22 protein-coding genes are annotated in these 21,871 nt (G+C 69.3%); 10 read left to right on the top strand and 12 right to left on the bottom strand.

The features are described 5' to 3' along the window. Positions 1-131 precede the first annotated feature (131 nt). Positions 132-452 carry a DUF3579 domain-containing protein gene (locus SB771_RS05615; protein WP_006762342.1) on the top strand — a complete coding sequence of 107 codons (321 nt, stop codon included), beginning with the start codon at positions 132-134 and terminating at the stop codon, positions 450-452. A 144-nt stretch (positions 453-596) separates the two neighbouring features. On the opposite strand, the gene rpsT is transcribed toward SB771_RS05615, so the two are convergent. After that, entirely contained in the window at positions 597-869 is a 273-nt protein-coding gene (gene rpsT, locus SB771_RS05610; RefSeq protein ID WP_006482211.1) for a 30S ribosomal protein S20, read from the bottom strand. 259 nt (positions 870-1,128) lie between these two features. Here rpsT and murJ point away from each other — a divergent pair, with 259 nt between their 5' ends. Continuing rightward, on the top strand, positions 1,129-2,724 hold the full coding sequence (murJ, locus tag SB771_RS05605; protein WP_341770281.1) for a murein biosynthesis integral membrane protein MurJ: 1,596 nt from the start codon (positions 1,129-1,131) through the stop codon (positions 2,722-2,724). Between the two features lie 8 nt (positions 2,725-2,732). Continuing rightward, the gene (locus tag SB771_RS05600) at positions 2,733-3,575 is read left to right on the top strand and encodes a SirB1 family protein (protein ID WP_105832521.1); all 843 of its coding nucleotides are present in this window, start codon (positions 2,733-2,735) and stop codon (positions 3,573-3,575) included. A gap of 82 nt (positions 3,576-3,657) precedes the next feature. Here the strand turns inward: SB771_RS05600 and SB771_RS05595 are convergent, their stop codons facing one another. From SB771_RS05595 to lpxK, 5 genes are all read right to left on the bottom strand, one after another. Beyond that, positions 3,658-4,416: a 3-hydroxyacyl-CoA dehydrogenase gene (locus SB771_RS05595; RefSeq protein WP_175660307.1), complete on the bottom strand. Its 759-nt coding sequence runs from the start codon at positions 4,414-4,416 to the stop codon at positions 3,658-3,660. Between the two features lie 179 nt (positions 4,417-4,595). After that, on the bottom strand, positions 4,596-5,258 hold the full coding sequence (gene adk / locus SB771_RS05590; protein WP_006750937.1) for an adenylate kinase: 663 nt from the start codon (positions 5,256-5,258) through the stop codon (positions 4,596-4,598). Between the two features lie 207 nt (positions 5,259-5,465). Continuing rightward, positions 5,466-6,257: a 3-deoxy-manno-octulosonate cytidylyltransferase gene (gene kdsB / locus SB771_RS05585; RefSeq protein ID WP_175660306.1), complete on the bottom strand. Its 792-nt coding sequence runs from the start codon at positions 6,255-6,257 to the stop codon at positions 5,466-5,468. 110 nt (positions 6,258-6,367) lie between these two features. Next, entirely contained in the window at positions 6,368-6,571 is a 204-nt protein-coding gene (locus SB771_RS05580; protein WP_006750935.1) for a Trm112 family protein, read from the bottom strand. Further along, positions 6,552-7,580 carry a tetraacyldisaccharide 4'-kinase gene (lpxK, locus tag SB771_RS05575; protein ID WP_175660305.1) on the bottom strand — a complete coding sequence of 343 codons (1,029 nt, stop codon included), beginning with the start codon at positions 7,578-7,580 and terminating at the stop codon, positions 6,552-6,554. The genes SB771_RS05580 and lpxK overlap by 20 nt, the downstream gene beginning before the upstream one ends. A 450-nt stretch (positions 7,581-8,030) precedes the next feature. Between lpxK and xseA the strand changes: the two genes are divergently transcribed. Both xseA and sodB read left to right on the top strand, forming a co-directional pair. Then, a complete protein-coding gene (gene xseA, locus SB771_RS05570) occupies positions 8,031-9,413 on the top strand; it encodes an exodeoxyribonuclease VII large subunit (protein WP_105832510.1) in 1,383 nt (460 codons plus the stop codon). A 242-nt stretch (positions 9,414-9,655) separates the two neighbouring features. Continuing rightward, a complete protein-coding gene (sodB, locus tag SB771_RS05565; RefSeq protein WP_006762833.1) occupies positions 9,656-10,234 on the top strand; it encodes a superoxide dismutase [Fe] in 579 nt (192 codons plus the stop codon). A gap of 110 nt (positions 10,235-10,344) precedes the next feature. Here the strand turns inward: sodB and chrA are convergent, their stop codons facing one another. Further along, positions 10,345-11,556: a chromate efflux transporter gene (chrA, locus tag SB771_RS05560; RefSeq protein WP_175660304.1), complete on the bottom strand. Its 1,212-nt coding sequence runs from the start codon at positions 11,554-11,556 to the stop codon at positions 10,345-10,347. Positions 11,557-11,662: 106 nt separating this feature from the next. Beyond that, complete coding sequence (locus SB771_RS05555; RefSeq protein WP_126228846.1) at positions 11,663-12,370, bottom strand: Crp/Fnr family transcriptional regulator; 708 nt, start codon at positions 12,368-12,370, stop codon at positions 11,663-11,665. 81 nt (positions 12,371-12,451) lie between these two features. Between SB771_RS05555 and SB771_RS05550 the strand changes: the two genes are divergently transcribed. From SB771_RS05550 to SB771_RS05540, 3 genes are all read left to right on the top strand, one after another. Beyond that, a complete protein-coding gene (locus SB771_RS05550; protein WP_175660303.1) occupies positions 12,452-12,976 on the top strand; it encodes a DUF962 domain-containing protein in 525 nt (174 codons plus the stop codon). After that, positions 12,969-14,024 (top strand): 2-dehydropantoate 2-reductase, encoded by a 1,056-nt coding sequence (locus SB771_RS05545; RefSeq protein ID WP_175660302.1) that lies wholly within the window; start codon positions 12,969-12,971, stop codon positions 14,022-14,024. Before SB771_RS05550 ends, SB771_RS05545 begins: the two co-directional genes overlap by 8 nt. A 92-nt stretch (positions 14,025-14,116) precedes the next feature. Continuing rightward, positions 14,117-14,731, top strand: coding sequence for a methyltransferase domain-containing protein (locus tag SB771_RS05540; protein WP_175660301.1), 615 nt, complete (start codon positions 14,117-14,119; stop codon positions 14,729-14,731). 15 nt (positions 14,732-14,746) lie between these two features. Here the strand turns inward: SB771_RS05540 and SB771_RS05535 are convergent, their stop codons facing one another. Next, on the bottom strand, positions 14,747-16,021 hold the full coding sequence (locus tag SB771_RS05535) for an EAL domain-containing protein (RefSeq protein ID WP_012364534.1): 1,275 nt from the start codon (positions 16,019-16,021) through the stop codon (positions 14,747-14,749). 189 nt (positions 16,022-16,210) lie between these two features. Beyond that, positions 16,211-17,647, bottom strand: coding sequence for a multidrug transporter subunit MdtD (gene mdtD, locus SB771_RS05530; RefSeq protein WP_175700040.1), 1,437 nt, complete (start codon positions 17,645-17,647; stop codon positions 16,211-16,213). Positions 17,648-17,897: 250 nt separating this feature from the next. On the opposite strand from mdtD, the gene SB771_RS05525 reads away from it, so the two are divergent. Beyond that, on the top strand, positions 17,898-18,221 hold the full coding sequence (locus SB771_RS05525) for a DUF2917 domain-containing protein (protein WP_165751903.1): 324 nt from the start codon (positions 17,898-17,900) through the stop codon (positions 18,219-18,221). On the opposite strand, the gene SB771_RS05520 is transcribed toward SB771_RS05525, so the two are convergent. Further along, positions 18,194-19,426 carry a citrate/2-methylcitrate synthase gene (locus tag SB771_RS05520; protein WP_175660299.1) on the bottom strand — a complete coding sequence of 411 codons (1,233 nt, stop codon included), beginning with the start codon at positions 19,424-19,426 and terminating at the stop codon, positions 18,194-18,196. The two genes, SB771_RS05525 and SB771_RS05520, sit on opposite strands and share 28 nt — an antisense overlap. 139 nt (positions 19,427-19,565) lie before the next feature. Here SB771_RS05520 and SB771_RS05515 point away from each other — a divergent pair, with 139 nt between their 5' ends. Next, a complete protein-coding gene (locus SB771_RS05515; RefSeq protein ID WP_175660298.1) occupies positions 19,566-20,957 on the top strand; it encodes a CoA transferase in 1,392 nt (463 codons plus the stop codon). A gap of 21 nt (positions 20,958-20,978) precedes the next feature. On the opposite strand, the gene SB771_RS05510 is transcribed toward SB771_RS05515, so the two are convergent. Then, complete coding sequence (locus tag SB771_RS05510) at positions 20,979-21,725, bottom strand: GntR family transcriptional regulator (RefSeq protein WP_034177022.1); 747 nt, start codon at positions 21,723-21,725, stop codon at positions 20,979-20,981. Positions 21,726-21,871: the final 146 nt, after the last annotated feature.

Raw genomic sequence — 21,871 nt, 5'->3', positions numbered from 1 at the left:
GCGCGCCGGCGGCACGCATCGACGGCCTGTTTTCGGGATATCGAAGCGCGTGTGTCGTCCACTCCAGCTTTGTGTTCGCGTATCCAGGCGCCGTCGCCTGGACATCGCCGGGCCGTCACTTGGGTAACCACATGGCTGAAACCCCTCCGACCGAATTCTTCATCCAGGGCATCACGAAAGACGGGAAAAAGTTTCGCCCGAGCGACTGGTCGGAGCGTCTGGCCGGCGTGATGGCCTGCTTCGGGCCCGGCGCGAGCGGCCCGAACGCGCGCCTGAAATATTCGCTGTACGTGCGCCCGACGATGCTCGGCGACCTGAAATGCGTGATCCTCGATTCCCGGCTGCGCGACATCGAGCCGATGGCATTCGATTTCGTGCTGAATTTCGCGAAGGACAACAACCTCGTCGTCACCGAGGCGTGCGAGCTGCCGGACTACAACGAGAAGAAGTGAGATCGACGGGCGGGCGCGCATGGCGCGCGCGCGTCTGGTGGTCGTCCGGCGCGATGCGCGGACGACACGCAAAAAAGCCCGCCTAGGCGGGCTTTTTTGCGATCGCAGGAAACAGGAACGCCCGCCGAAGCGGGCGCACCAGATTTACGCTGCTGCCTGCAGGCCCTTGACGGCCGCGGCGAGGCGGCTCTTGCTGCGAGCGGCCTTGTTCTTGTGAACGATCTTCTTGTCGGCGATCGTGTCGATCGTCTTCACGGCAGCCTTGAACAGCTCGGCAGCCTTTGCCTGGTCGCCGGCTTCAACAGCCTTGCGAACCGACTTGATCGCGGTACGGAATTTCGAGCGCAGCGCCGAGTTGTGCGAATTTGCCTTCGCGGCTTGGCGGGCGCGCTTGCGTGCTTGTGCGGAGTTAGCCATGACGGTTCCTTATCCTGTCCTGTTTCCAGAGCTTGGAGCCTGACGGCCAAGCGCTGCTTTTCGATCCGTCCCCTGAGAACGATTGCCCAGGGGCGCATAAAAAACGGTGAGTTTAACCGAGGCCGAGACATGAAAACGACAGCTGCCGTGCATGTAACAGGCTCAGAAACCGGCAATTATAGCAACAAAATCAAGCGCGTGGCAAGTTCAACGTGACGCCCGCCGGGCGGGGCCGCCGGCGACGCAGGTCCTTTTCGGCATCCGTCCGTGCCGGGACACGCAACCTCCGTATAATAAGCGCCCCATGAATCTATTCCGAGCCCTGCTGACGGTCAGCGGCTTCACGCTGCTGTCGCGCGTGACCGGACTGGCCCGCGAGACGCTGATCGCCCGTGCGTTCGGCGCCAGTCAATACACCGACGCGTTCTACGTCGCCTTCCGTATTCCGAACCTGCTGCGCCGCCTGTCTGCCGAAGGCGCGTTCTCGCAGGCGTTCGTGCCGATCCTGGCCGAGTTCAAGAACCAGCAGGGGCACGATGCGACCAAGGCGCTCGTCGACGCGATGTCGACCGTCCTCGCGTGGGCGCTCGCCGTGCTGTCGGTTCTCGGGATTGCCGGCGCGTCGTGGGTCGTGTTCGCGGTTGCGTCCGGCCTGCGTACCGACGGGCAGGCCTTCCCGCTCGCGGTCACGATGACGCAGATCATGTTCCCGTACATCGTGTTCATCTCGCTGACGACGCTCGCGTCCGGCGTGCTCAACACCTACAAGAGCTTCTCGCTGCCCGCGTTCGCGCCGGTGCTGCTCAACGTCGCGTTCATCGCCGCGGCCGTGTTCGTCGCGCCGCATCTGAAGGTGCCGGTGTACGCGCTCGCGTGGGCCGTCATCGTGGGCGGCGTGCTGCAGTTCCTCGTGCAACTGCCGGGGCTGAAGAAGATCGACATGGTGCCGCTGATCGGCATCAACCCGCTGCGCGCGCTGCGCCATCCGGGCGTGAAGCGCGTGCTCGCGAAGATGGTGCCCGCGACGTTCGCGGTGTCGGTCGCGCAGCTGTCGCTGATCATCAACACCAACATCGCGTCGCGGCTCGGGCAGGGCGCGGTGTCGTGGATCAACTACGCCGACCGCCTGATGGAGTTCCCGACGGCGCTGCTCGGCGTCGCGCTCGGCACGATCCTGCTGCCGAGCCTGTCGAAGGCGCACGTCGACGCCGATGCGAACGAGTATTCGTCGCTGCTCGACTGGGGGCTGCGCGTCACGTTCCTGCTCGCGGCGCCGAGCGCGCTCGCGCTGTTCTTCTTCGCGACGCCGCTCACCGCGACGCTGTTCAACTACGGCAAGTTCGACGCGCATACCGTCACGATGGTCGCCCGCGCGCTCGCGACCTACGGGATCGGCCTCGTCGGCATCATCCTGATCAAGATCCTCGCGCCGGGCTTCTATGCGAAGCAGGACATCAAGACGCCGGTGAAGATCGCGGTCGGCGTGCTGATCGTCACGCAGCTGTCGAACTACGTGTTCGTGCCGCTGATCGGTCATGCGGGCCTCACGCTGAGCATCGGCGTCGGCGCGTGCCTGAACTCGCTGCTGCTGTTCCTCGGGCTGCGCAAGCGCGGCATCTATCAGCCGTCGCCGGGCTGGCCGCGCTTCTTCGTGCAGCTCGTCGGCGCGGCGCTCGTGCTCGCGGGCCTGATGCATTGGTGCGCGATCAGCTTCGACTGGACCGGCATGCGCGCGCAGCCGCTCGATCGCATCGCGCTGATGGCCGCGTGCCTCGTGCTGTTCGCTGCACTATATTTCGGTATGTTGTGGGTGATGGGCTTCAAATACGCTTACTTCAGAAGGCGCGCCAAGTGACGACCGCAATGACCCGCGTCCTCGACTACTTCAGCACGCTCGTGGCGGACGACGACAGCCTGCCCGTCACGGAGACCGCGCTGTCGCTCGCACAGGACGCCTATCCCGACCTCGACCTGCAGGGCACGCTGGCCGAACTCGACATGCTGGCCGCGCGGCTGCGCCGCCGGCTCGCCGACGATGCGAGCCTGAAGGAGCGCGTCGCCGCGCTCAACGAATTCTTCTTTCGCGAACTCGGCTTCGCGTGCAATCACAACGATTACTACGACCCCGATAACAGCCATCTGAACGCGGTGCTGAAGCGCCGGCGAGGGATTCCGATCTCGCTGTCGGTGCTGTACCTCGAGCTCGCCGAGCAGATCGGCGTGCCGGCGCGCGGCGTGTCGTTCCCCGGCCATTTCCTGCTGCGCGTGACGCTGCCGGACGGCGACCTGATCATCGATCCGACCAACGGCCATTCGCTGTCCGAAGCCGAGATGGTCGAGATGCTCGAGCCGTACGTCGCGCGGGCGGCGGGCGCGGTCGACAGCGCGTTGCGCGCGTTGCTGCAGCCGGCCACGAGCCGCGAGATCATCGCGCGGATGCTGCGCAACCTGAAGACGATCTATCTGCAGACGGAACGCTGGCAGCGGCTGCTCGCGGTGCAGCAGCGGCTCGTGATCCTGCTGCCGGAGCACCTCGACGAGGTGCGCGACCGCGGCTTCGCGTATGCACGGCTCGACTACCTGCGCCCGGCGCTCGAGGATCTCGAGCAGTATCTCGGTGAGCGGCCCGATGCGGACGACGCAACCGTCGTCGAATCGCAGGTGACGGAATTGCGGCAGCGGATGCAGCGCGACGACGAGGACTGAGCCGCTGGCGCAGCCCCGCGTCGGGAGCCTTGAACAACAAAACGCCCGCATTGCGGGCGTTTTTGTTTGCAGTTGTTTGCATTTACTTCGGCTGCATCCGGATCGCGCCATCGAGGCGGATCACTTCGCCGTTGAGCATCGGGTTCTCGACGATCTGGCGCACCAGCATCGCGTATTCGTCCGGTTTGCCGAGCCGCGGCGGGAACGGGACCATCGCGCCGAGCGCGTCCTGTACGTCCTTCGGCATGCCGAGCAGCATCGGCGTCTCGAACAGCCCCGGCGCGATCGTCATCACGCGGATGCCCTGGCGCGCGAGGTCGCGCGCGATCGGCAGCGTCATGCCCGCGACGCCGGCCTTCGACGCCGCGTACGCGGCCTGGCCGATCTGGCCGTCGTAGGCGGCGACCGATGCGGTGCTGACGATCACGCCGCGCTCGCCGCCGTCGTTCGGCGTAGTCGCGGCCATCACGGCGGCCGCGAGCCGGATCATGTTGAAGGTGCCGACCAGGTTCACGTTGATCGTCTTCGCGAACACGTCGAGCGGATGCGCGCCGTCCTTGCCGACGGTTTTCGCGGCGGGCGCGATGCCCGCGCAGTTCACGAGGCCGCGCAGCGTGCCCGCGCGCGTCGCGGCGTCCACAGCTGCCTGCGCATCGGCCTCGCTCGACACGTCGCAGCGCACGAATGTGCCGCCCAGTTCGTTCGCGAGCGCCGTGCCGGCCGCCTCGTTCAGGTCGGCGAGCACGACCTTGCCGCCGGCCTGCGCGAGCATGCGTGCCGTGCCGGCGCCGAGGCCCGATGCGCCGCCCGTGATCAGAAAGACGTTGCCGCGAATCTCCATCACTGTCTCCTTGGTTGGGTCCGATGCCGGTCGGCACCTGCGTCCGATCGATTGTACGGGGCGCCGCCGGGCGCAGGAGCGACCGGCACGCTCGTGCGAATCCAGGTCAGCCGAAGCGGATCAAGCAGACGAAAAAAAACCGCCCGGAAAGGGCGGCTTGCGGGTGCGCGACGCGGTGCTTACTTCAGTGCGTCAAACGCGCGCTCGCGGATTTCATCGACGGTGCCGAGACCCGAGATCTTGCGATACTGCGGGGCCTTCAGGCCGTTTTCCTCGCCGCGCTGCGCCCAGTCGCCGTAGTACGTGATCAGCGGCTTGGTCTGCGCTTCGTACACTTCGAGACGCTTCTTGACGGTTTCTTCCTTGTCGTCGTCGCGCTGGATCAGCGGTTCGCCCGTCACGTCGTCCTTGCCCTCGACCTTCGGCGGGTTGAACTTCACGTGGTACGTGCGGCCCGATGCCGGGTGCGTGCGGCGGCCGCTCATGCGCTCGACGATTTCCGAGAACGGGACGTCGATTTCGAGCACGTAGTCGATCGCGACGCCGGCGTCCTTCATCGCGTCAGCCTGCGCGATCGTGCGCGGGAAGCCGTCGAACAGGTAGCCGTTCGCGCAGTCGGCGTCCTTCAGGCGCTCCTTCACGAGGCCGATGATCAGCGCGTCCGGCACGAGCTTGCCGGCGTCCATGTAGCCCTTCGCCTCGACGCCGAGCGGCGAGCCGGCCTTGACGGCCGCGCGCAGCATGTCGCCCGTCGAGATTTGCGGGATGCCGAACTTTTCCTTGATGAAGTTTGCCTGGGTGCCCTTTCCCGCGCCGGGCGCGCCCAACAGGATCAAACGCATGGTGATATCTCCAGAATGTAGATTCGTATGGCGAGACGCGAAAGTGTCGGCGACAGCGTGCGCGGCGCTTGCCTGGCGCGCGGCGGACCGGTCTGACGCGGCGCGTCGGCGAAAAGCGACGCGCGGCTGCCGGGACGGGCCGTGGCGGGTCAAGCGAGAACGCGCGGGTCGCGGACGGCTCGCACAATCGCCCGATTATGCCACGGGTTATTTTGAACCCGGGCGAAAAAGGGCCTGCACGCGTGCGAGATCGGCCGGCGTGTCGATGCCGGCTTCGGGCGCGTGCTCGGTAATCAGCACGGCAATGCGCTCGCCGTGCCACATCGCGCGCAGCTGTTCGAGCTGCTCGGCCTGCTCGACCGGCGCCTGCGCGAGCGACGGATAAGTGCGCAGGAAACGCACGCGATACGCGTAGAGGCCGATGTGGCGATGGACCGGAAAGGCCGGTGCAGGCATGGCCGCGACGTCGGGCCAGTGGGGCTGATAGGCGTCGCGGCTCCACGGAATCGGCGCGCGCGAGAAGTACATCGCGACGTTGCGCGCGTCGAGCGCGACCTTCACGACGTTCGGGTTGAACACGTCGGCCGCGTCGTGGATCGGGTGCGCGGCGGTCGCGATCGCACAGTCCGGATGCGCGGCGAGGTGCGACGCTACGTCGCGCACGAGCACCGGGTCGATCAGCGGTTCGTCGCCCTGCACGTTGACGACGACGGTGTCGTCGCTCCATCCGAACGTCGCGGCGACTTCCGCGAGCCGGTCGGTGCCGGACGGATGGTCGGCGCGCGTCAGCACCGCTTCGAAACCGTGATCGCGTGCCGCGTCGAGCACGCTCTGCGCGTCGGACGCGACGAGCACCTGCTGCGCGCCCGCTTCGCGCGCGCGCTCGGCGACGCGCACGACCATCGGCTTGCCGCCGAGATCGGCGAGCGGCTTGTTCGGCAGGCGCGTCGACGCGAGCCGGGCAGGAATGACGGCGATGAAGGGCTGCGGATGAGTCATCGGGGCTGGGCGGTGAGAAGGGCTGGGGTGGGCGACGCGTCGAAAGCAGGCCGCCCGGCAGGGTTCGGCATGCGGCCGCGGCGAACCGCGGCCGCGTGCCGGTGCGGCGTTCAGCTGCCGGCCGGGCCGGCGGGGTCGACCGGCGTGCCTTCGACGGTCTGGCGTGCTTCGTCGACGAGCATCACGGGGATGCCGTCGCGGATCGGGTAGGCGAGCTTGTCCGCATTGCAGATCAGCTCCTGCGCGGCGCGGTCATAGTGGAGCGGGCCTTTGCAGATAGGGCACACAAGGATTTCAAGCAGGCGAGCGTCCACGGAGTTTCTCCACAACGAGGGCAATGAGGCGAGGATCGAGCGCGGCTTCGACGGGGACGACCCACAGCCGAGCGTCGCGCCAGGAAGCGCCCAATTTTACTGCATCCTTCTCGGTGATCAGGATGGCGTCGACTGCGTCGTCGACGAACGGATTGTCGGCGAACGCGTAATGGTCGGGCAGCGCGCGCGTCGCCGGCGCGAGGCCGGCCGCGCGCAGCGTCGCGAAGAAGCGTTCCGGCGCGCCGATGCCGGCCGCGGCGAGCACGCGCTCGTGCGCGAACTGCGACAGCGGGCGGCGCAGCGCCGGCTGGTCGAGGTGCCACGCGGCGCCCGGCGTCAGCGCGACCGCGTAGGTGTCGGGCCACGGCGGCAGCGCGCCGCTGTACGGATCGTTGACGAGCGTCGCGTCGCGGTGGCGCGACAGCGGCTCGCGCAGCGGGCCGGCCGGCAGCAGGAAGCCGTTGCCGCCGAGCCGGTGGTCGAACACGACGAGCTCGACCGTGCGCGCGAGGCGGTAGTGCTGCAGGCCGTCGTCGCTGACGATCACGTCGACGTCCGGGTGCGCGGCGCGCAGCGCCTGGGCGGCCGCGACGCGGTCGGGACACACCCACACGGGTGCATCGGTGCGGCGCGCGATCAGCAGCGGTTCGTCGCCGGCGGCGCTCGCGCGCGACGCGGGCGTGACCGCGGTGGGTGTCTTCACGTTCGCGCCGTAGCCGCGCGACACGACGCCCGGCGTGAACCCGGCCGCGCGCAGCGCATCGACGAGCGCGATCACGGTCGGCGTCTTGCCGGTGCCGCCGACGGTCACGTTGCCGACCACGACGACGGGCACGCCGACGTCGACCGGTTGCTTCCAGCCCTGTGCGTAGGCGGTACGCCGCAGCGCCGCGCACAGGCCGAACACGCACGCGAACGGCGTGAGCGCCCACGCGAGCGCGCCGCGTCGCTGCCATTCGCGCGTAAGGCGCGCTTCGAGCCGCGCGAGCGGGCTGCCGGGCGCGCTCATCGGGCCGGGCGCGGCGTGTCGTGCGCCGCGGCGTGGGACGGATTCGTCAAGACGGATTCTCCGTTGCGCGGCGCGTGCCGCAAGGTCTTCGGAAGGCGGCACTCTAGCGCGCCGCACGCGGGCCCGGCAAGCGCGGCCGGGCGACGCACCCGACGGGGTCGGATCGTCGCGCGCTGTGGATAACTCTGTGAAGAACTCCCCGCCTGTTCGCGCCAAACGCCCGCCGGGCGGACATCGAATCGGTCGAGAATGAATTCGTAAGGTTTAAAAATATATAAAAATCAAGGTGTTGCGGGCAATTGTCTGGATTTTTGTGCGGTTTTCAAGTGTTTTTGGCGGACGATTGCCAGCATGTGGACACATTTCGCGCATCGCGGCGCGCACGGTCCGCGCTGGACGTCGGGCGCGTGTCGGACTATCGTGTCGCCGCCAGCATTCATTCGACCGCCCATGCTTTCCGACTCTCCTTTTTCCGTTCCCGGCGCCACCCGCGGCGGCGACGAAGTGATTCCCGTTTCGGCGCTCAATCGCGCGATTTCGACGATGCTCGAGCGCTCGTTTCCGCTGCTGTGGATTTCGGGCGAAGTGTCGAATTTCACGCGCGCCGCGAGCGGTCACTGGTATTTCTCGATCAAGGACGGGCAGGCCCAGATGCGCTGCGTGATGTTCCGCGGTCGCGCGCAGTATGCGGAATTCACGCCGCGCGAAGGCGACCGGATCGAGGTGCGCGCGGTCGTCACGATGTACGAGCCGCGCGGCGAAGTGCAGCTCAATGTCGAGGCCGTGCGGCGCACCGGGCAAGGGCGGCTGTACGAGGCGTTCCTGCGGCTGAAGGCGCAGCTCGAGGCCGAAGGCCTGTTCGCGCCCGAGCGCAAGCGGCCGCTGCCGGCGCACCCGCGCGGGATCGGCATCGTCACGTCGCTGCAGGCCGCCGCGCTGCGCGACGTGCTGACCACGCTCGCGCGCCGCGCGCCGCACATCCCGGTGATCGTCTATCCGGCGCCCGTGCAGGGCGCGGGCTCGGCCGAGAAGCTCGTCGCGGCCGTGCAGGCCGCGAACGCGCGGCGCGAGGTCGACGTGCTGCTGGTCTGTCGCGGCGGCGGGTCGATCGAGGATCTATGGTCGTTCAACGATGAAGCGCTCGCGCGCGCGATCGCCGCGAGCGAACTGCCGGTCGTCAGCGGCGTCGGCCACGAAACCGATTTCACGATCGCGGACTTCGCGGCCGATCTGCGCGCGCCGACGCCGACCGGCGCGGCCGAACTCGCGAGTCCGCAGCGCGCGTTGCTGTTGCGCGAGGTCGCCGACCGGCAGCGCGCGCTCGCGCGCTGCCTGGAACGCGGGCTCGAGCAGCGGGCGCAGCAGCTCGACTGGCTCGCCCGCCGGCTGGTCAGCCCGGCCGAACGGCTGCGGCGGCAGCGCACCCACGTCGAGCAACTCGCGGTGCGGCTCGCGTCGGCGGCGTCGCGGCCGGTGCGCGACGCGCGTGCGCGTTTCGCGCTCGCGCAGCTGCGCTGGCAGCGCGCGCGGCCCGATCCGACGCAGGCGCGCCATGCGCTCGCAGGGCTGTCGCAGCGGCTCACCGTGGCGTTGCAGCGCCGTCATGAGCGCGACACCGCGCGGGTGTCGGCCTGCGCGGCGCGGCTCGAGGTGCTGAGCCCGCAGCGCACGCTCGAGCGCGGCTACGCGGCGCTGATCGACGCGCAGACCGGCCGCGCGGTGCGCGCGCCGAGCGCGCTGAAGCCGCAGCGCCGCCTGACCGTGCATCTCGCCGAAGGCTCGGCCGACGTGTCGCTGGCCGACGTGCAGCCGCGGCTGACCGATTCGATCTGACGAGGACGGCGTATGCGAACCGAAAGTCGCGCGCCCGGCGTACCGAATCGGCCGGTCGCGCCGCGCGCGGGAACGGATGCTGCGCCTCGTCGTCTCGTCCTGCCGGATGAAGCGCCAACGGCGATTTTCTGCATACCGCGGATAAATGCCCGTGAGTTTGCGGGGATATTCGGACTCGCCTACAATCGGACGCTCGGCAGCATCCAATACAGCCCCCCTACATACTCAACGAAGGAATCGCCATGGCTCATACGCTCCCGCCGCTCCCGTACGCTGAAGACGCACTCGCGCCGACCATCTCGAAAGAGACGATCGAGTACCACTACGGCAAGCATCACCAGGCTTATGTGACGAACCTGAACAACCTGATCCCCGGCACGGAATTCGAAAACCTGTCGCTGGAAGAGATCGTGAAGAAGTCGTCGGGCGGCATCTTCAACAACGCCGCGCAAATCTGGAATCACACGTTCTTCTGGAACAGCCTGTCGCCGAACGGCGGCGGCGCACCGTCGGGCGCGCTGGGCGACGCGATCAACGCGAAGTGGGGTTCGTACGACGCGTTCAAGGAAGCGTTCACGAAGGCAGCGGTCGGCACGTTCGGTTCGGGCTGGGCATGGCTCGTGAAGAAGGCCGACGGTTCGCTCGACATCGTGTCGACGAGCAACGCCGCAACGCCGCTGACGACGGCCGACAAGGCGCTGCTGACGATCGACGTGTGGGAACACGCGTACTACATCGACTACCGCAACGCACGTCCGAAGTTCGTCGAAGCGTTCTGGAACATCGTGAACTGGGACTTCGCAGCGAAGAACTTCGCGTAAGTTCATGCGTCCTGCGCGCCTATGCGGCGCGCGGCACCGCAAAAAAGCCCTCGTGACGAGGGCTTTTTTATTTTTCATCGGACGTGAATCGGCGCACGACACGCGCCGGATCAGGCAACCATCCCCGCCAACCACCCGAGCGCCGCGCTTGCGATCACGACGGCCCACGGCGGCACGCGCCAGAACACCAGCGCGACGAACGCGACGAGTGCGGCTGCGAAATCGCCCGGCGACACGATCGTGTCGGTCCATACCGGGTGATAGAGCGCGGCGAGCAGTAGGCCGACGACGGCCGCGTTCACGCCCGCAAGTGCGGCCTGCATGCGCGTGCTGCGGCGCAGGCGTTCCCAGAACGGCGCGGTGCCGGCCACGAGCAGGAACGACGGCGCGAAGATCGACACGAGCGCGATCGTCCCGCCGAGCCAGCCGTTCGGCGCGTCGCGCAGCGAAGCACCGAGGAAGGCCGCGAATGTGAAGAGCGGCCCCGGCACGGCCTGCGCGACACCGTAGCCGGCCAGGAACGCCGAATCGCCGACCCAGCCCGGCGCGACGACGGCGGCCTGCAGCAGCGGCAGCACCACGTGGCCGCCGCCGAACACCAGCGCACCGGTACGGAAGAACGCGTCGACGACGGCGAGCGTGTTCGAATGGAACGCGCGGGCCGCGAACGGCAACACGACGATCAGCGCGGCGAACAGCGCGAGCCACAGCACGCCCGCGCGGTGCGACACATGCAGCGGCAACGGCTCGTGCGCCCCGCGCTCGGGCTGCGGCAACAGCACGAGACCGGCGATACCCGCCGCGACGATCACGGCAACCTGCAGCCACGCGGCCGGCACGAGCAGCGCGATGGAGGCCGCGATCGCCATCAGCGTGACGCGGCGCGCGTCCGGGCACAGCGTGCGCGCCATGCCCCACACCGCCTGTGCGATCACCGCGACCGACACGATGCGCAGCCCGTGCAGCGCGCCGGCGGCGACCGGCATGCCCGTCGCATGCACGCCGAGCGCGAACAGCATCATCAGCAGCGCCGACGGCAACGTGAAGCCGAGCCACGCGGCGAACATCCCCGCATAGCCCGCGCGCGCGAGGCCAATCGCCATCCCGACCTGGCTGCTCGCCGGCCCCGGCAGGAACTGGCACAGCCCGACGAGATCCGCATAGGCGCGCTCGGTCAGCCAGCCGCGCCGCGTGACGAACGTATCGCGGAAGTAGCCGAGATGCGCGACGGGGCCGCCGAACGACGTGAGGCCGAGCCGCAGGAATACGACGAACACGGGCCAGGCGTGGCGGGACGGGGCGGTGACGGTCGACGTGTTCAAGCGCGGATCGGGGAGGGGGAACGAGCCGCCACGATAGCGCAATGCCATGACGGCGGGAACGCGATGTTGCGGCGCTTGCTGCGATTGTTGCGCTTGCGTGGCAGTATCAGTCCGTGCTGCCGGGCAATCCGCTCGCGCGGCGCAGCGCGTCGACGTCGACAAGTTCGATCTCGCCGACGTGCAGCCGCACGACGCCGTCGGCCTGCAGCGCCTTCAGCAGCTGGTTGGTGGTCTGTCGCGTCAGCGACAGCATCGCCGCAAGCTTTTCCTGCGACAGCCGGATGTGCGTGCGGCCGGCGCTGATCCCGCCGTAGCCTTCGGCGATCATCAGCAGCCGCGCGGCGAGCCGCTGCGCGGCCGGCATCACGCTCATCGATTCGACGTTCAGGAGGCTCAGCCGAAGCTTTTGCGCCATCAGCAGCGCGAACTGCCGCCAGTACTGGGGCGTCGTGTCGAGAATCGCGAGCAGCGCGGCCTGCGGGACGTGCAGCAGCAGCGTGTCGTCGAGCGCGATCGCATCGTGGGTGCGCGGCTGGCCGTCGAACAGTGCGATCTCGCCGAACCACGTGACGGGCTCGGCGACCATCAGCAGCGCTTCCTTGCCCTGCGGATCCACCGCGCCTATGGTGAGGGAGCCGGCCAGCACCGCATACAGCCCGCATGGCGGGTCGCCGCGGCGGAACAGCGCGCGGCCGGCCGGCAGGCGCCGCACCGCGGCGCGGGCGAGCAGGTCGGCGCGCAACGCCGGCGGCAGCGCGGCGAACCACGGGTGCGCTTCGATCTGCGGCAGGTAAGGGGCGAGCGACGAGGGCATGGGCACGCGATGTCGGGTAGCTGACAGAGGTTCTCGGGCGTGACGCGCATCATAGCGCTCAATGATCGTTCAGGAGACACCATGAAGACCCTCGAGGACCACCTTTCCCAGTATGCGGCCTACCATCGCGACGCGCGCAACATCGCGACGCACCTGGTCGGTATTCCGATGATCGTGTTCGCGGTCGAGGTGCTGCTGTCGCGGCCGGTGCTCGGCACGCTGGCCGGCGTCGCGCTGTCGCCTGCGCTGTTGCTCGCGGTGGCGTCCGTGGTGTTCTACCTGCGCCTCGACCTGCGCTTCGGCGTGGTGATGACCGCGCTGTTCGCGCTCGGCCTGTGGGCCGCGCAGACGCTCGCGTTGCTGCCCACCGCGCAGTGGCTCGGGATCGGCATCGGTGCGTTCGTGGTCGGCTGGATCGTGCAGTTCGTCGGGCACTGGTTCGAGGGGCGCAAGCCCGCGTTCGTCGACGATCTGGTCGGCTTGATCGTCGGGCCACTGTTCGTCGTCGCCGAAGTCGCGTTCTTCGCGGGCCTGCGCGGCGACGTGCGCCGCGAAGTCGAGCGGCGCGCGGGGTCCGTCCACGGCGGCGCGCATTCGCATGTCTGACACGTCGGCCGCGCCCGTCTGCGTGTTTGGCGCGGGCGCGGTCGGCTGCTATCTCGGCGGCCGGCTCGCGGCGGCCGGTACGCCGGTGGCGCTCGTCGGCCGCGCCCGCATCGGCGACGCGATTCGGGCGAACGGACTGACCTTGACCGACTCGCGCGGCTATCGCGCGACGCTCGAGCCGGCTCAGGTCGCATTCTCGACCGATCGGGCCGCAGCGGCCGCCGCGCGGCTGGTGCTCGTCACGGTGAAGTCGGCCGCGACGCATGACGCCGCGGCGCAGCTCGCCGGCGTGCTGCGGCCCGGCACGGTCGTCGTCAGTTTCCAGAATGGCCTCTCCAACGCCGACGTGTTGCGCGACGCGCTGCCGCAGGCGACCGTGCTGGCCGGCATGGTGCCGTTCAACGTGATCGAGCGCGGGCCCGGCGCGTTTCACCAGGGTTCGACCGGCGCGCTCGCGGCCGATGCGTCGCCCGCGCTGCGGCCGTTCACCGGCGCGTTCGCGCGTGCCGGGCTGCCGCTCGCGCTGCACCGCGACATGCGCGCCGTGCAATGGGCGAAGCTGCTGCTGAACCTGAACAACGCGGTCAATGCGCTCGCGAACCTGCCGCTGCGCGACGAACTCTCGCAACGCGCGTACCGGCGCTGCGTTGCGCTGGCGCAGCGCGAAGCGCTGCACGTGTTGTCCCGCGCCGCGATCCGGCCCGCGCGCCTCACGCCGTTGCCGGCCGCATGGATTCCCGCGGTGCTGGAGCTCCCCGATCCCGCGTTTCGCGCGCTGGGCGGCCGGATGCTCGCGATCGATCCGCTCGCGCGTTCGTCGATGTCCGACGATCTCGCCGCGCGCCGGGCGACCGAAGTCGAATGGATCAACGGCGAGATCGTCCGGCTGGCCGCGCGCTTCGGCGCGCCGGCGCCGGTCAACGCGCGGCTCTGCGCACTCGTTCACGACGCGGAAACGGCGGCATCGCGGCCGGCCTGGCGCGGCGACGCGCTGTGGGCCGAACTGACGGCCGTGGTGACTCGCGCGGACGGCATGCGAGCGGCGTAGCGTCACGCGCCGCGCGCCATACCACGCGCGATGCGCAACGGCTAAGATGCGGGATGCGTCGCACGATCAGACGCGTATGCGGAGCAATCGCCATGGTGGATCGCCCGACTCTCGACGCCTACGAAGCCCATGCCGCGCAATACGCGCAGGACTGGCTCGACGAGGCCGCCCCCGACGACATGTATGCGTTGCTCGAGCAGTATTTCTCGCCGGGGCCGACGGCCGATGTCGGCTGCGGCGCGGGGCGCGACACCGCCTGGCTCGCTTCGCAAGGATTCGACGTGCGCGGCTACGACGCGAGCGCCGCGCTGCTTGCCGAGGCGCGCTTGCGCCACCCGTCGCTGACGTTCGAACTGGCCACGCTGCCGGCGCTCGCCGGCGTGCCGTCCGGCGCGTTCCGGAACGTACTGTGCGAAACGGTCGTGATGCACCTCGACCAGGCCGATGCGGCCGCGGCGGCGGCACGGCTCGCCACACTGCTGATGCCCGGCGGCACGCTGTACCTGAGCTGGCGGGTGGCCGGCAACGGTGGGTTGCGCGACGAGCGCGGCCGCTTGTACACGCCGCTCGATTCGGCGCGCATGCGTGCGGCACTCGGCGCCGGCATGCAGGTGATCGACGAGCATGAAGTCGTCAGCGCGTCGTCCGGCAAGCGGGTGCACCGGCTGATCGCGCGCCGGGCCGACGATGTCAACGGCGCCGCATGAGCGCGGCGCGCATCTTCATTCGCGGTTGAGCGCCGCTTCCCAGTTGATGTCCACGCACAGCACCTGCATGCCAGTCGCGACCGGCGCGGCGATCGATGCGGTCACGCACAGGTGCGCCTCGTTGATCGACAGGTACGGCGGCGTCAGATGCACGCGTCCCGGCGCGCGCATCGCGTGGCTGAAGTAGGGGCGGCGCTCCCAGCTCGCGCCTTCCGAATGCAGCAGCGGCCGGAAGCGTTTCGCCCGCTGCGATACGCTGCCGCGCGCGAGCACGTTGTCGCCGATCTGGCGGCCCGATGCATCGAGCAGGAAGCAGCGCGCGGTTTCCGGCAAGCCGAGCACGGCGCCGGCGGCGTCGATCAGCGGCTCGCCGGCGGCGAGCTTCTGGCTCGCTTCCTCCAGCGCGGCGACATACGGCGCGAGGCGTTCGGCCTGCGTGCGCTCGCGTTGCGCGACGCGCAGCCGCAACGCGGCCGACAGCGTGTCCATGCAGCCGGCGGCGGCCTGCGGCTGAACGGGATCGACGCTCGGCCCCGCGAAGTACTGCCCTTGCACGAAATCGACGTCGCATTCGAGCGCGATCAGCGCGTCTCGCTCGGTCGCGAGGCCGCCCATCAGCACGAGCTGGCCGGATTCGTGCAGCAGCGACACGAGCCCCGGCAGCACGCGTTCGAGATGCGAGTGCTCGCTCGCCTGCGCGAGGATGCCGCGATCGAGCGTGACGATGTCCGGGTGCAGGTGCCACACGCGATCGATGTTCGAATGCTTCGCGCCGAAGCCGCCGAGCGCGATCAGGAAGCCGGCCTTGCGCAACCCGTCGACGATTGCCGCATAGCGCGGCGTCTCGCCGCCCGCCTGTTCGGGCACCTCGAGCACCACGCGATGCGGCGGCAGGCCGAGCGCCTTCAGGTTCGCGAGCAGCGCGTCCCCGTAGACGGTGTCCATCAGCGCGGCCGGATGCAGGCTCAGGAAGAGCCATTCGTCGTGACTGTCGAACGCGTGGAAGTTGCCGAGATGCAGCGATTCGGCGAGCCGGCCGAGCTCGAGCAGGTCGCCGCGCCGCGCCGCCTGCGTGAACACCTCGTGCGACGCGACCTGGCGGCTTTCCTCGTCGTGCGCGCGCAGCGACGCGTGATAGCCGATCGCGCGGCGGTGCGACACCGAGAAAACCGGCTGGAACACGCTGAACACGGTGTACGCGCCGTACAGCACGGTGCGCCGCTTTCCGTCGTCACCGGCGACGGGGCGGGGCGGCTGGAAGCCGGGGGGATCGATGTCGATCATGCTCATGATGTCGGCCGAAGGGAGACTGCCAGTTTACCTACAGAATAGGCGAGCAAGAAGCATGCACGGCATCGTGCCCCGTGCGGCGGGCCGTCGCGGCCGCCGGCTGCCGCGCGGTGCAGCATGGCCGCACCGACATGGTGCGCGCCGCGCCGTCGTGGCGATCGCGGCGATCTCGACGGCGTGCGCCGGGCGTCACGCGCGTTCGGACGGGTCGGTCTTCTGCGCGCGGCCGCGGATTTCGGGGGCGAGCTGCGCGAAGATCCACGCGGACGCGGCCGTGATGATCCCGACGCAGATGAAGGTCGCATGGAACGCGGGCAGCGTGTTGCTCGGCGTCACCGTGCGCAGCATCCCGGTGAAGGTCGCGAGCAGCGCACCGGCAACGGTGACGCCGAGGCTCATCGACAGCATCTGCACGAGCGAGAACAGGCTGTTGCCGCTGCTCGCGCCGCCGGTGCCGAGATCCTTCAGCGTCAGCGTGTTCATCGCGGTGAACTGCATCGAGTTGAAGCCGCCGAACAGCGCAAGGTGCACGACCTTCACCCAGACAGGCACCGTGTCGCGCATCAGCGCGAAGCTCGCCATCATCACGCCGACCATGATCGTGTTCACGAGCAGCACCTTGCGGTAGCCGTGCCGCGTGATCAGCTGCGTGATGATCCGCTTCGAGAACATCCCCGCCGCCGCGACCGGCAGCATCATCAGCCCGGCCTCGAACGCCGAATAGCCGAGGCTCACCTGCAGCAGCAGCGGGATCAGGTACGGCATCGCGCCGCTGCCGATCCGCGCGAACAGGTTGCCGAGCAGACCGACGCTGAACGTATGGATCTTGAACAGTTCCAGCGAGAAGATCGGCTGCGGCGCGCGCACCGCGTACAGTCCGTACGCGACGAAGCATGCGAGGCTCAGGATCAGCAGCACGAGCACGGCCGCGTGCTGCATGCCGAGATCGGCAAGCCCGTCGAGCGACAGCGAGATCGCGACCATCCCGATCGTCAGCAGCAGGTAGCCCTTCAGGTCGAAGCGGCCGACGGCCGGGTTGCGCGAGTCGGGCATCGAGTAGAAGGTCGCGATGCAGCCGGCGATGCCGACCGGCACGTTGATCAGGAAGATCCAGTGCCACGACGCGATCTTCACGAGCCAGCCGCCGAGCGTCGGCCCGATCAGCGGACCGATCAGCCCGGGAATCGCGACGAACGACAGCGCGCTCAGGTAGCGTTCGGCCGGGAACGTGCGCAGCACGGCGAGCCGCCCGACCGGCAGCAGCATCGCGCCGCCCACCCCCTGCACGACGCGGAACACGACGAGCTGCTGCAGCGTATGCGCGTTCGCGCACAGCAGCGAGCCGAGCGAGAACACCAGGATCGCGCTGAAGAACACGCGTCGCGTGCCGAACGTGTCCGCGAGCCAGCCCGAAACGGGAATCATCACCGCCATCGTCAGCGAGTACGCGATCACGACCGACTGCATCCGTAGCGGCGATTCGCCGAGACTCACGGCCATCGACGGCAGCGCCGTGTTGACGATCGTCGCATCGAGCGTCTGCATGAAGAAGCCCGTCGCGACGAGCCACAGCATCACGGTGAGGTTCTTTTCGCCGGGAGCGGCGGCGGGCGGGGGTTGGAACATGGGGGCGGACCGGGGGCGCGGGACAGCCGCCATTGTAGGCAAAGCTGCCGGAACACGCAGAATGGGGGGCCCGCCAGCCGTCATGACATGAAACCGGGCGACCGGCAGCGGGCGTACCGGCATCGGGCGGACGCCCGTCCGCCGGCGGACCGGTACAGTTCAGCCGAATGTGTCTGCAGGCGTATCTGTCCGCGTGTCGCCGCCGTCCGGAATACTGGTGTCATCGAACCCACGCGACCCGGAGGCCGCCATGCGCGAACTGCGACTCTACGAGATGGACGGCAACGAGCCGGCAGCGCGGTGGCGGATCGTCGATCGCACCGCGCTGCAGGTCGCGGACGGCGACCTGTGGGTGACGGTCGAAGGCCGGCCCGACGATCACTGGCTGCGCGCCGGCGAGTCGCTCTCGCTGCTGCCCGGCATGCGCGTATGGATCAGCGCGGCGGCGGGCGGTGCGGTGTTCGCGTTCGGCCCCCAGGCGGCGCCGGCCGTGCACGCGACGCCGATCGCGTGGCGACGGTTTGCCGCATGGCGCGCTGGCCGCGCTCAGCCCGTCGCATCGCTGCCGACGTAGCGCGCGCGAGGCCGGATCAGCTTGCCGTCCGCATACTGTTCGAGCGCATGCGCGATCCAGCCCGCGGTGCGGCCGGCCGCGAACAGCGTGAACGCGGCGCCGTCGGGCAGCGCAAGCGTGCGCTCCAGCACCGCGAGCGCGAAATCGATCGACGGGCGCAGGCCGGTCGCCGCTTCCACGCGCGCGGCGAGCGCGCGAGCCACCTGGAGCGGCGCCCGGTCCGGCAGCGTCGCGTGCAGTGCGTCGAGCAGCGCGCGGGCACGCGGATCGCCGTCGGGATAGAGCGGGTGCGCGAAGCCGGACAGCACCGTACGTGCGCCGTCCGCGCGTTCGTCGTGCGCGACGCGCAGCGCGAGATAGCGGTCGAGGTCGGCGGCACGCGCCGCTTCATCGAGCAGGGCACCCGCACGGAACGTCTCGCCGCCGTGACGCGGGCCCGACAGCGCGGCGAGCCCGCCCGCGATCGCGCCGAACAGGTGGGTGCCGGTCGATGCGATGCAGCGCACCGCAAAGGTCGACGGGTTCAGCTCGTGGTCGGCGCACAGCACGAGCGCGCGGCGCAGCAGGTCGGCTTCGTCGCGCCGCCGGATCCGCCACGCGGCGGCGAGCTGCCGGTGCACGGGCGCGTCGTTCGGCGTGCTGCCGGCCAGCGCGGCCGCCGTCACGCGCAGCAGCAGCGTGGCCGCGTCGAACTGCGCGTCGCGCCCCAGCGCCCACAGGCGCGGCAGCGACGCGGCCGCGGCGGGGAGTAGCACCAGTGTGCGCTCGAGCGGCGCCAGATGCGCCCAGCGGCGAGCCCAGTCGTCCCACTGCGCGGCGTCGAAACCGGTCGACGCTGGCGATGCGGCGGCGAGCCGCGCGGGCGGACAATCCCACAAACGTGCGGCCGCTTCCTCGAGCGTCGCGTCGTTCGCCAGCGCGATCGCATCGGCGCCGCGGTAGTGCAGGCGGCCGTCGGCGATCTGCGTGATCCGCGATTCGAGCACGGGCACGCCCCAGTCGAGCGAGCGTTCGGCGACGCCGCCCGCGCGTTTTGCATCGGCGCGACGGCGGGCGAGCAGACGCACCTCGTCCGCATCGTAGCGGCGGCGCTTGCTCGCGCCGTCGGGCAGCGAACGCAGCAGCCCGCGGCTCACATACGCATAAAGGGTGCTCACGCTGACACCGAGGATGCCGGCAGCTTCCGGCGCGCTGAGGGACGTCATGCGGATCGCTCCTGTCGGGGCGCATGAAGCGCGGCCCGGCTACAACTATTCGTTATGCATTGATTCGCGCAATCAAGATTGATCGCACCCGTCGCGAATTCTAGACTCGATTGAGTCTCTTCAACGGCGCGCTTTCACCATGACACCCGAACTCGCATTGACTCGTTTGTGGCAACTCGCGCACGGCGCGCCTGACGCGCTGGCCCGCGCGGCCGTGACAGGGCAGGACCCGACGCTGCCGTCGACGTTCCACGTCGGCACGCTGGCCGCGGCGACCATCGCGGCAGCCGGCCTCGCGGCGGCCGAATGTCACCGGTTGCGCACGGGTGTCGCGCAGCGCGTCGACGTGTCGATGCGCGACGCGCTCGTCGCGTTCCGCAGCGAACGCTACCTGCGCGTCGACGATGGGCCGCCGCCGGAGCTGCGTCATCCGGTGACGGGCTTCTACGACACGCGCGACGGACGCTGGATCCAGCTGCATGCGAACTTTCCCCATCACCTGCATGGGATTCTCGACGTGCTCGGCTGCGGCCCACGGCGCGACGACGTTGCCGCGGCGATCCGCACATGGGACGGCGCGGCGCTCGATACCGCGCTGGCCGAGGCCGGCCTGTGCGCGGCATTGATCAGAACCCCTGACGAATGGGCTGCGCACGATCAGGCGCGCGCGCTCGCGTCGCTGCCGCTGTTCGAGATCGAGCGGATCGGCGATGCGCCCGTCGAGGCGATCGGACACGGCGAGCCCGACCAGCCGCTCGCGGGCGTGCGCGTGCTCGATCTCACGCGCATCATCGCGGGGCCGGTCGCGGGCCGCACGCTCGCATCGCACGGCGCGCAAACGCTGCTCGTCAACGGCCCGCACCTGCCGAACATCGCGTCGCTCGTGATCGACAACGGGCGCGGCAAGCGCTCGACGTGGATCGATCTGCGCGAGCCGGCGGGCGTCGCCGCGCTACGCGATCTCGCACGCCACGCCGACGTATTCCTGCAAGCCTATCGCCCGGGCGCGCTCGCGGCGCGCGGGTTCTCGCCGCAGGCGCTCGCGGAACTGCGGCCGGGCATCGTCTGCGTGTCGGTATCCGCTTACGGACACGCGGGGCCGTGGTCGATGCGGCGCGGCTTCGACAGCCTCGTGCAGTCGGCGAGCGGCATCGCATGGAGCGAGCAGCACGCGGCGCACGCGGACGGCCCGCGCCATCTGCCGTGCCAGGCGCTCGATCATGCGACGGGTTATCTGGCGGCGTTCGGCGCGATGATCGCGCTCGCGCGGCGGGCGACGGAAGGGGGGAGCTGGCACGTGCGGTTGTCGCTCGCGCAGACGGGGCGCTGGCTGCAATCGTTCGGCGTGGTGCCGGACGGTCTGCACGCGGCGGAGTTCACGCCTGACGACGTGCGCGACCGGATCGACCGGAGCGCGTCGCCGTTCGGCACGATCGATGCGGTGCGCCCGGCCGAACGCCTGTCGGCGACGCCGCCGTGCTTCGCCCGGCCGCCCGTTCCGCTCGGCACGGACGACGCGCGCTGGCTGTAAGCGCCGGCTGCGCCGTGCCCGTTACTTGCGCAGCTCGACGACGAAGTCGTAGTAATCGTTGCGGCAGTAGGTATCGGTGAGCTCGATCGCGCGCTGGTCGGCCGTGTAGCCGATCCGCGTGATCAGCAGCAGCGCGTCGTGTGGCGCGATGCCCATCTGTTGCGCGATCTCGTCGGTCGCGTTGACTGCGCGGAAATGCTGCAGCGCGCGCACGATCGGCGTGCCGCGCGCCTCGAGATAGCTGTACAGCGAACCGCCGATCGCCTGCGGATCGGGAATCAGCGTGGCGGGGAATGTCGAGTTCTCGACGGCCATCACGATGCCGTCGGCAAGGCGCAGGCGCTTCAGCCGTGTAACGGATGCGGCCGGCGACAGCCCCAGCTGAATCACTTCGTCGCGGTTCGCCGGCTGGATTTCGCGCTCGAGCCATTGCGAGCTCGGCTTGAAGCCGCGGCGCTCGAGCATCTCGCTGAAGCTCGACAGCCGCGACAGCGGATCCTCGTAACGCGGCTGGATGAAGTTGCCGGCGCCTTGCGTGCGGCGGATCAGGCCCTGCTCGACGAGCAGCGCGATCGCCTTGCGCGCGGTGATGCGCGACACGCCGAGCGCTTCGGACAGCACACGTTCGGACGGTAGCGCCTCGCCGGCCGCCCAGCGATTGTCGTGGATCGCGTCGCCGAGCTTGCGGGCGAGCTGCAGATAGAGCGGCGTGTCGTTGTCGGGGTCGGGGCGCAGGTCCTGCCAGCGGTCGTCCGTGGGTGACTTCATGGAATGGGTATCGATCAGGTTGCCGGCCATTCTAAGTCATCATGCGGCGCCGTTATAGCCGGTTTTTGCCGTGTAATACGTGAAGGCCGCACCGATTGACTACACTGATGCGTCGTATTCGATGCTTCGGCCGCGGTGCGCGGCCA

The organism is Burkholderia sp. SIMBA_051 (assembly GCF_046534915.1).
GTDB lineage: Bacteria > Pseudomonadota > Gammaproteobacteria > Burkholderiales > Burkholderiaceae > Burkholderia > Burkholderia ambifaria.
Note: the sequence above shows the minus strand (reverse complement) of the source record. Positions and strands in the feature narration are given on the sequence as shown.

Excerpts from the sequence above, each read along its gene's own strand:
- xseA (WP_105832510.1), top strand. The coding sequence starts at position 8,031 with ATGCTTTCCGACTCTCCTTTTTCCGTTCCCGGCGCCACCCGCGGCGGC.
- SB771_RS05535 (WP_012364534.1), bottom strand. The coding sequence starts at position 16,021 with ATGAGCATGATCGACATCGATCCCCCCGGCTTCCAGCCGCCCCGCCCC.
- lpxK (WP_175660305.1), bottom strand. The coding sequence starts at position 7,580 with ATGAGCGCGCCCGGCAGCCCGCTCGCGCGGCTCGAAGCGCGCCTTACG.
- SB771_RS05550 (WP_175660303.1), top strand. The coding sequence starts at position 12,452 with ATGAAGACCCTCGAGGACCACCTTTCCCAGTATGCGGCCTACCATCGC.
- SB771_RS05600 (WP_105832521.1), top strand. The coding sequence starts at position 2,733 with ATGACCCGCGTCCTCGACTACTTCAGCACGCTCGTGGCGGACGACGAC.
- SB771_RS05540 (WP_175660301.1), top strand. The coding sequence starts at position 14,117 with ATGGTGGATCGCCCGACTCTCGACGCCTACGAAGCCCATGCCGCGCAA.
- sodB (WP_006762833.1), top strand. The coding sequence starts at position 9,656 with ATGGCTCATACGCTCCCGCCGCTCCCGTACGCTGAAGACGCACTCGCG.
- mdtD (WP_175700040.1), bottom strand. The coding sequence starts at position 17,647 with ATGTTCCAACCCCCGCCCGCCGCCGCTCCCGGCGAAAAGAACCTCACC.
- rpsT (WP_006482211.1), bottom strand. The coding sequence starts at position 869 with ATGGCTAACTCCGCACAAGCACGCAAGCGCGCCCGCCAAGCCGCGAAG.
- SB771_RS05545 (WP_175660302.1), top strand. The coding sequence starts at position 12,969 with ATGTCTGACACGTCGGCCGCGCCCGTCTGCGTGTTTGGCGCGGGCGCG.
- SB771_RS05520 (WP_175660299.1), bottom strand. The coding sequence starts at position 19,426 with ATGACGTCCCTCAGCGCGCCGGAAGCTGCCGGCATCCTCGGTGTCAGC.
- adk (WP_006750937.1), bottom strand. The coding sequence starts at position 5,258 with ATGCGTTTGATCCTGTTGGGCGCGCCCGGCGCGGGAAAGGGCACCCAG.
- kdsB (WP_175660306.1), bottom strand. The coding sequence starts at position 6,257 with ATGACTCATCCGCAGCCCTTCATCGCCGTCATTCCTGCCCGGCTCGCG.
- SB771_RS05515 (WP_175660298.1), top strand. The coding sequence starts at position 19,566 with ATGACACCCGAACTCGCATTGACTCGTTTGTGGCAACTCGCGCACGGC.
- SB771_RS05595 (WP_175660307.1), bottom strand. The coding sequence starts at position 4,416 with ATGGAGATTCGCGGCAACGTCTTTCTGATCACGGGCGGCGCATCGGGC.
- SB771_RS05555 (WP_126228846.1), bottom strand. The coding sequence starts at position 12,370 with ATGCCCTCGTCGCTCGCCCCTTACCTGCCGCAGATCGAAGCGCACCCG.
- SB771_RS05510 (WP_034177022.1), bottom strand. The coding sequence starts at position 21,725 with ATGAAGTCACCCACGGACGACCGCTGGCAGGACCTGCGCCCCGACCCC.
- SB771_RS05615 (WP_006762342.1), top strand. The coding sequence starts at position 132 with ATGGCTGAAACCCCTCCGACCGAATTCTTCATCCAGGGCATCACGAAA.
- SB771_RS05525 (WP_165751903.1), top strand. The coding sequence starts at position 17,898 with ATGCGCGAACTGCGACTCTACGAGATGGACGGCAACGAGCCGGCAGCG.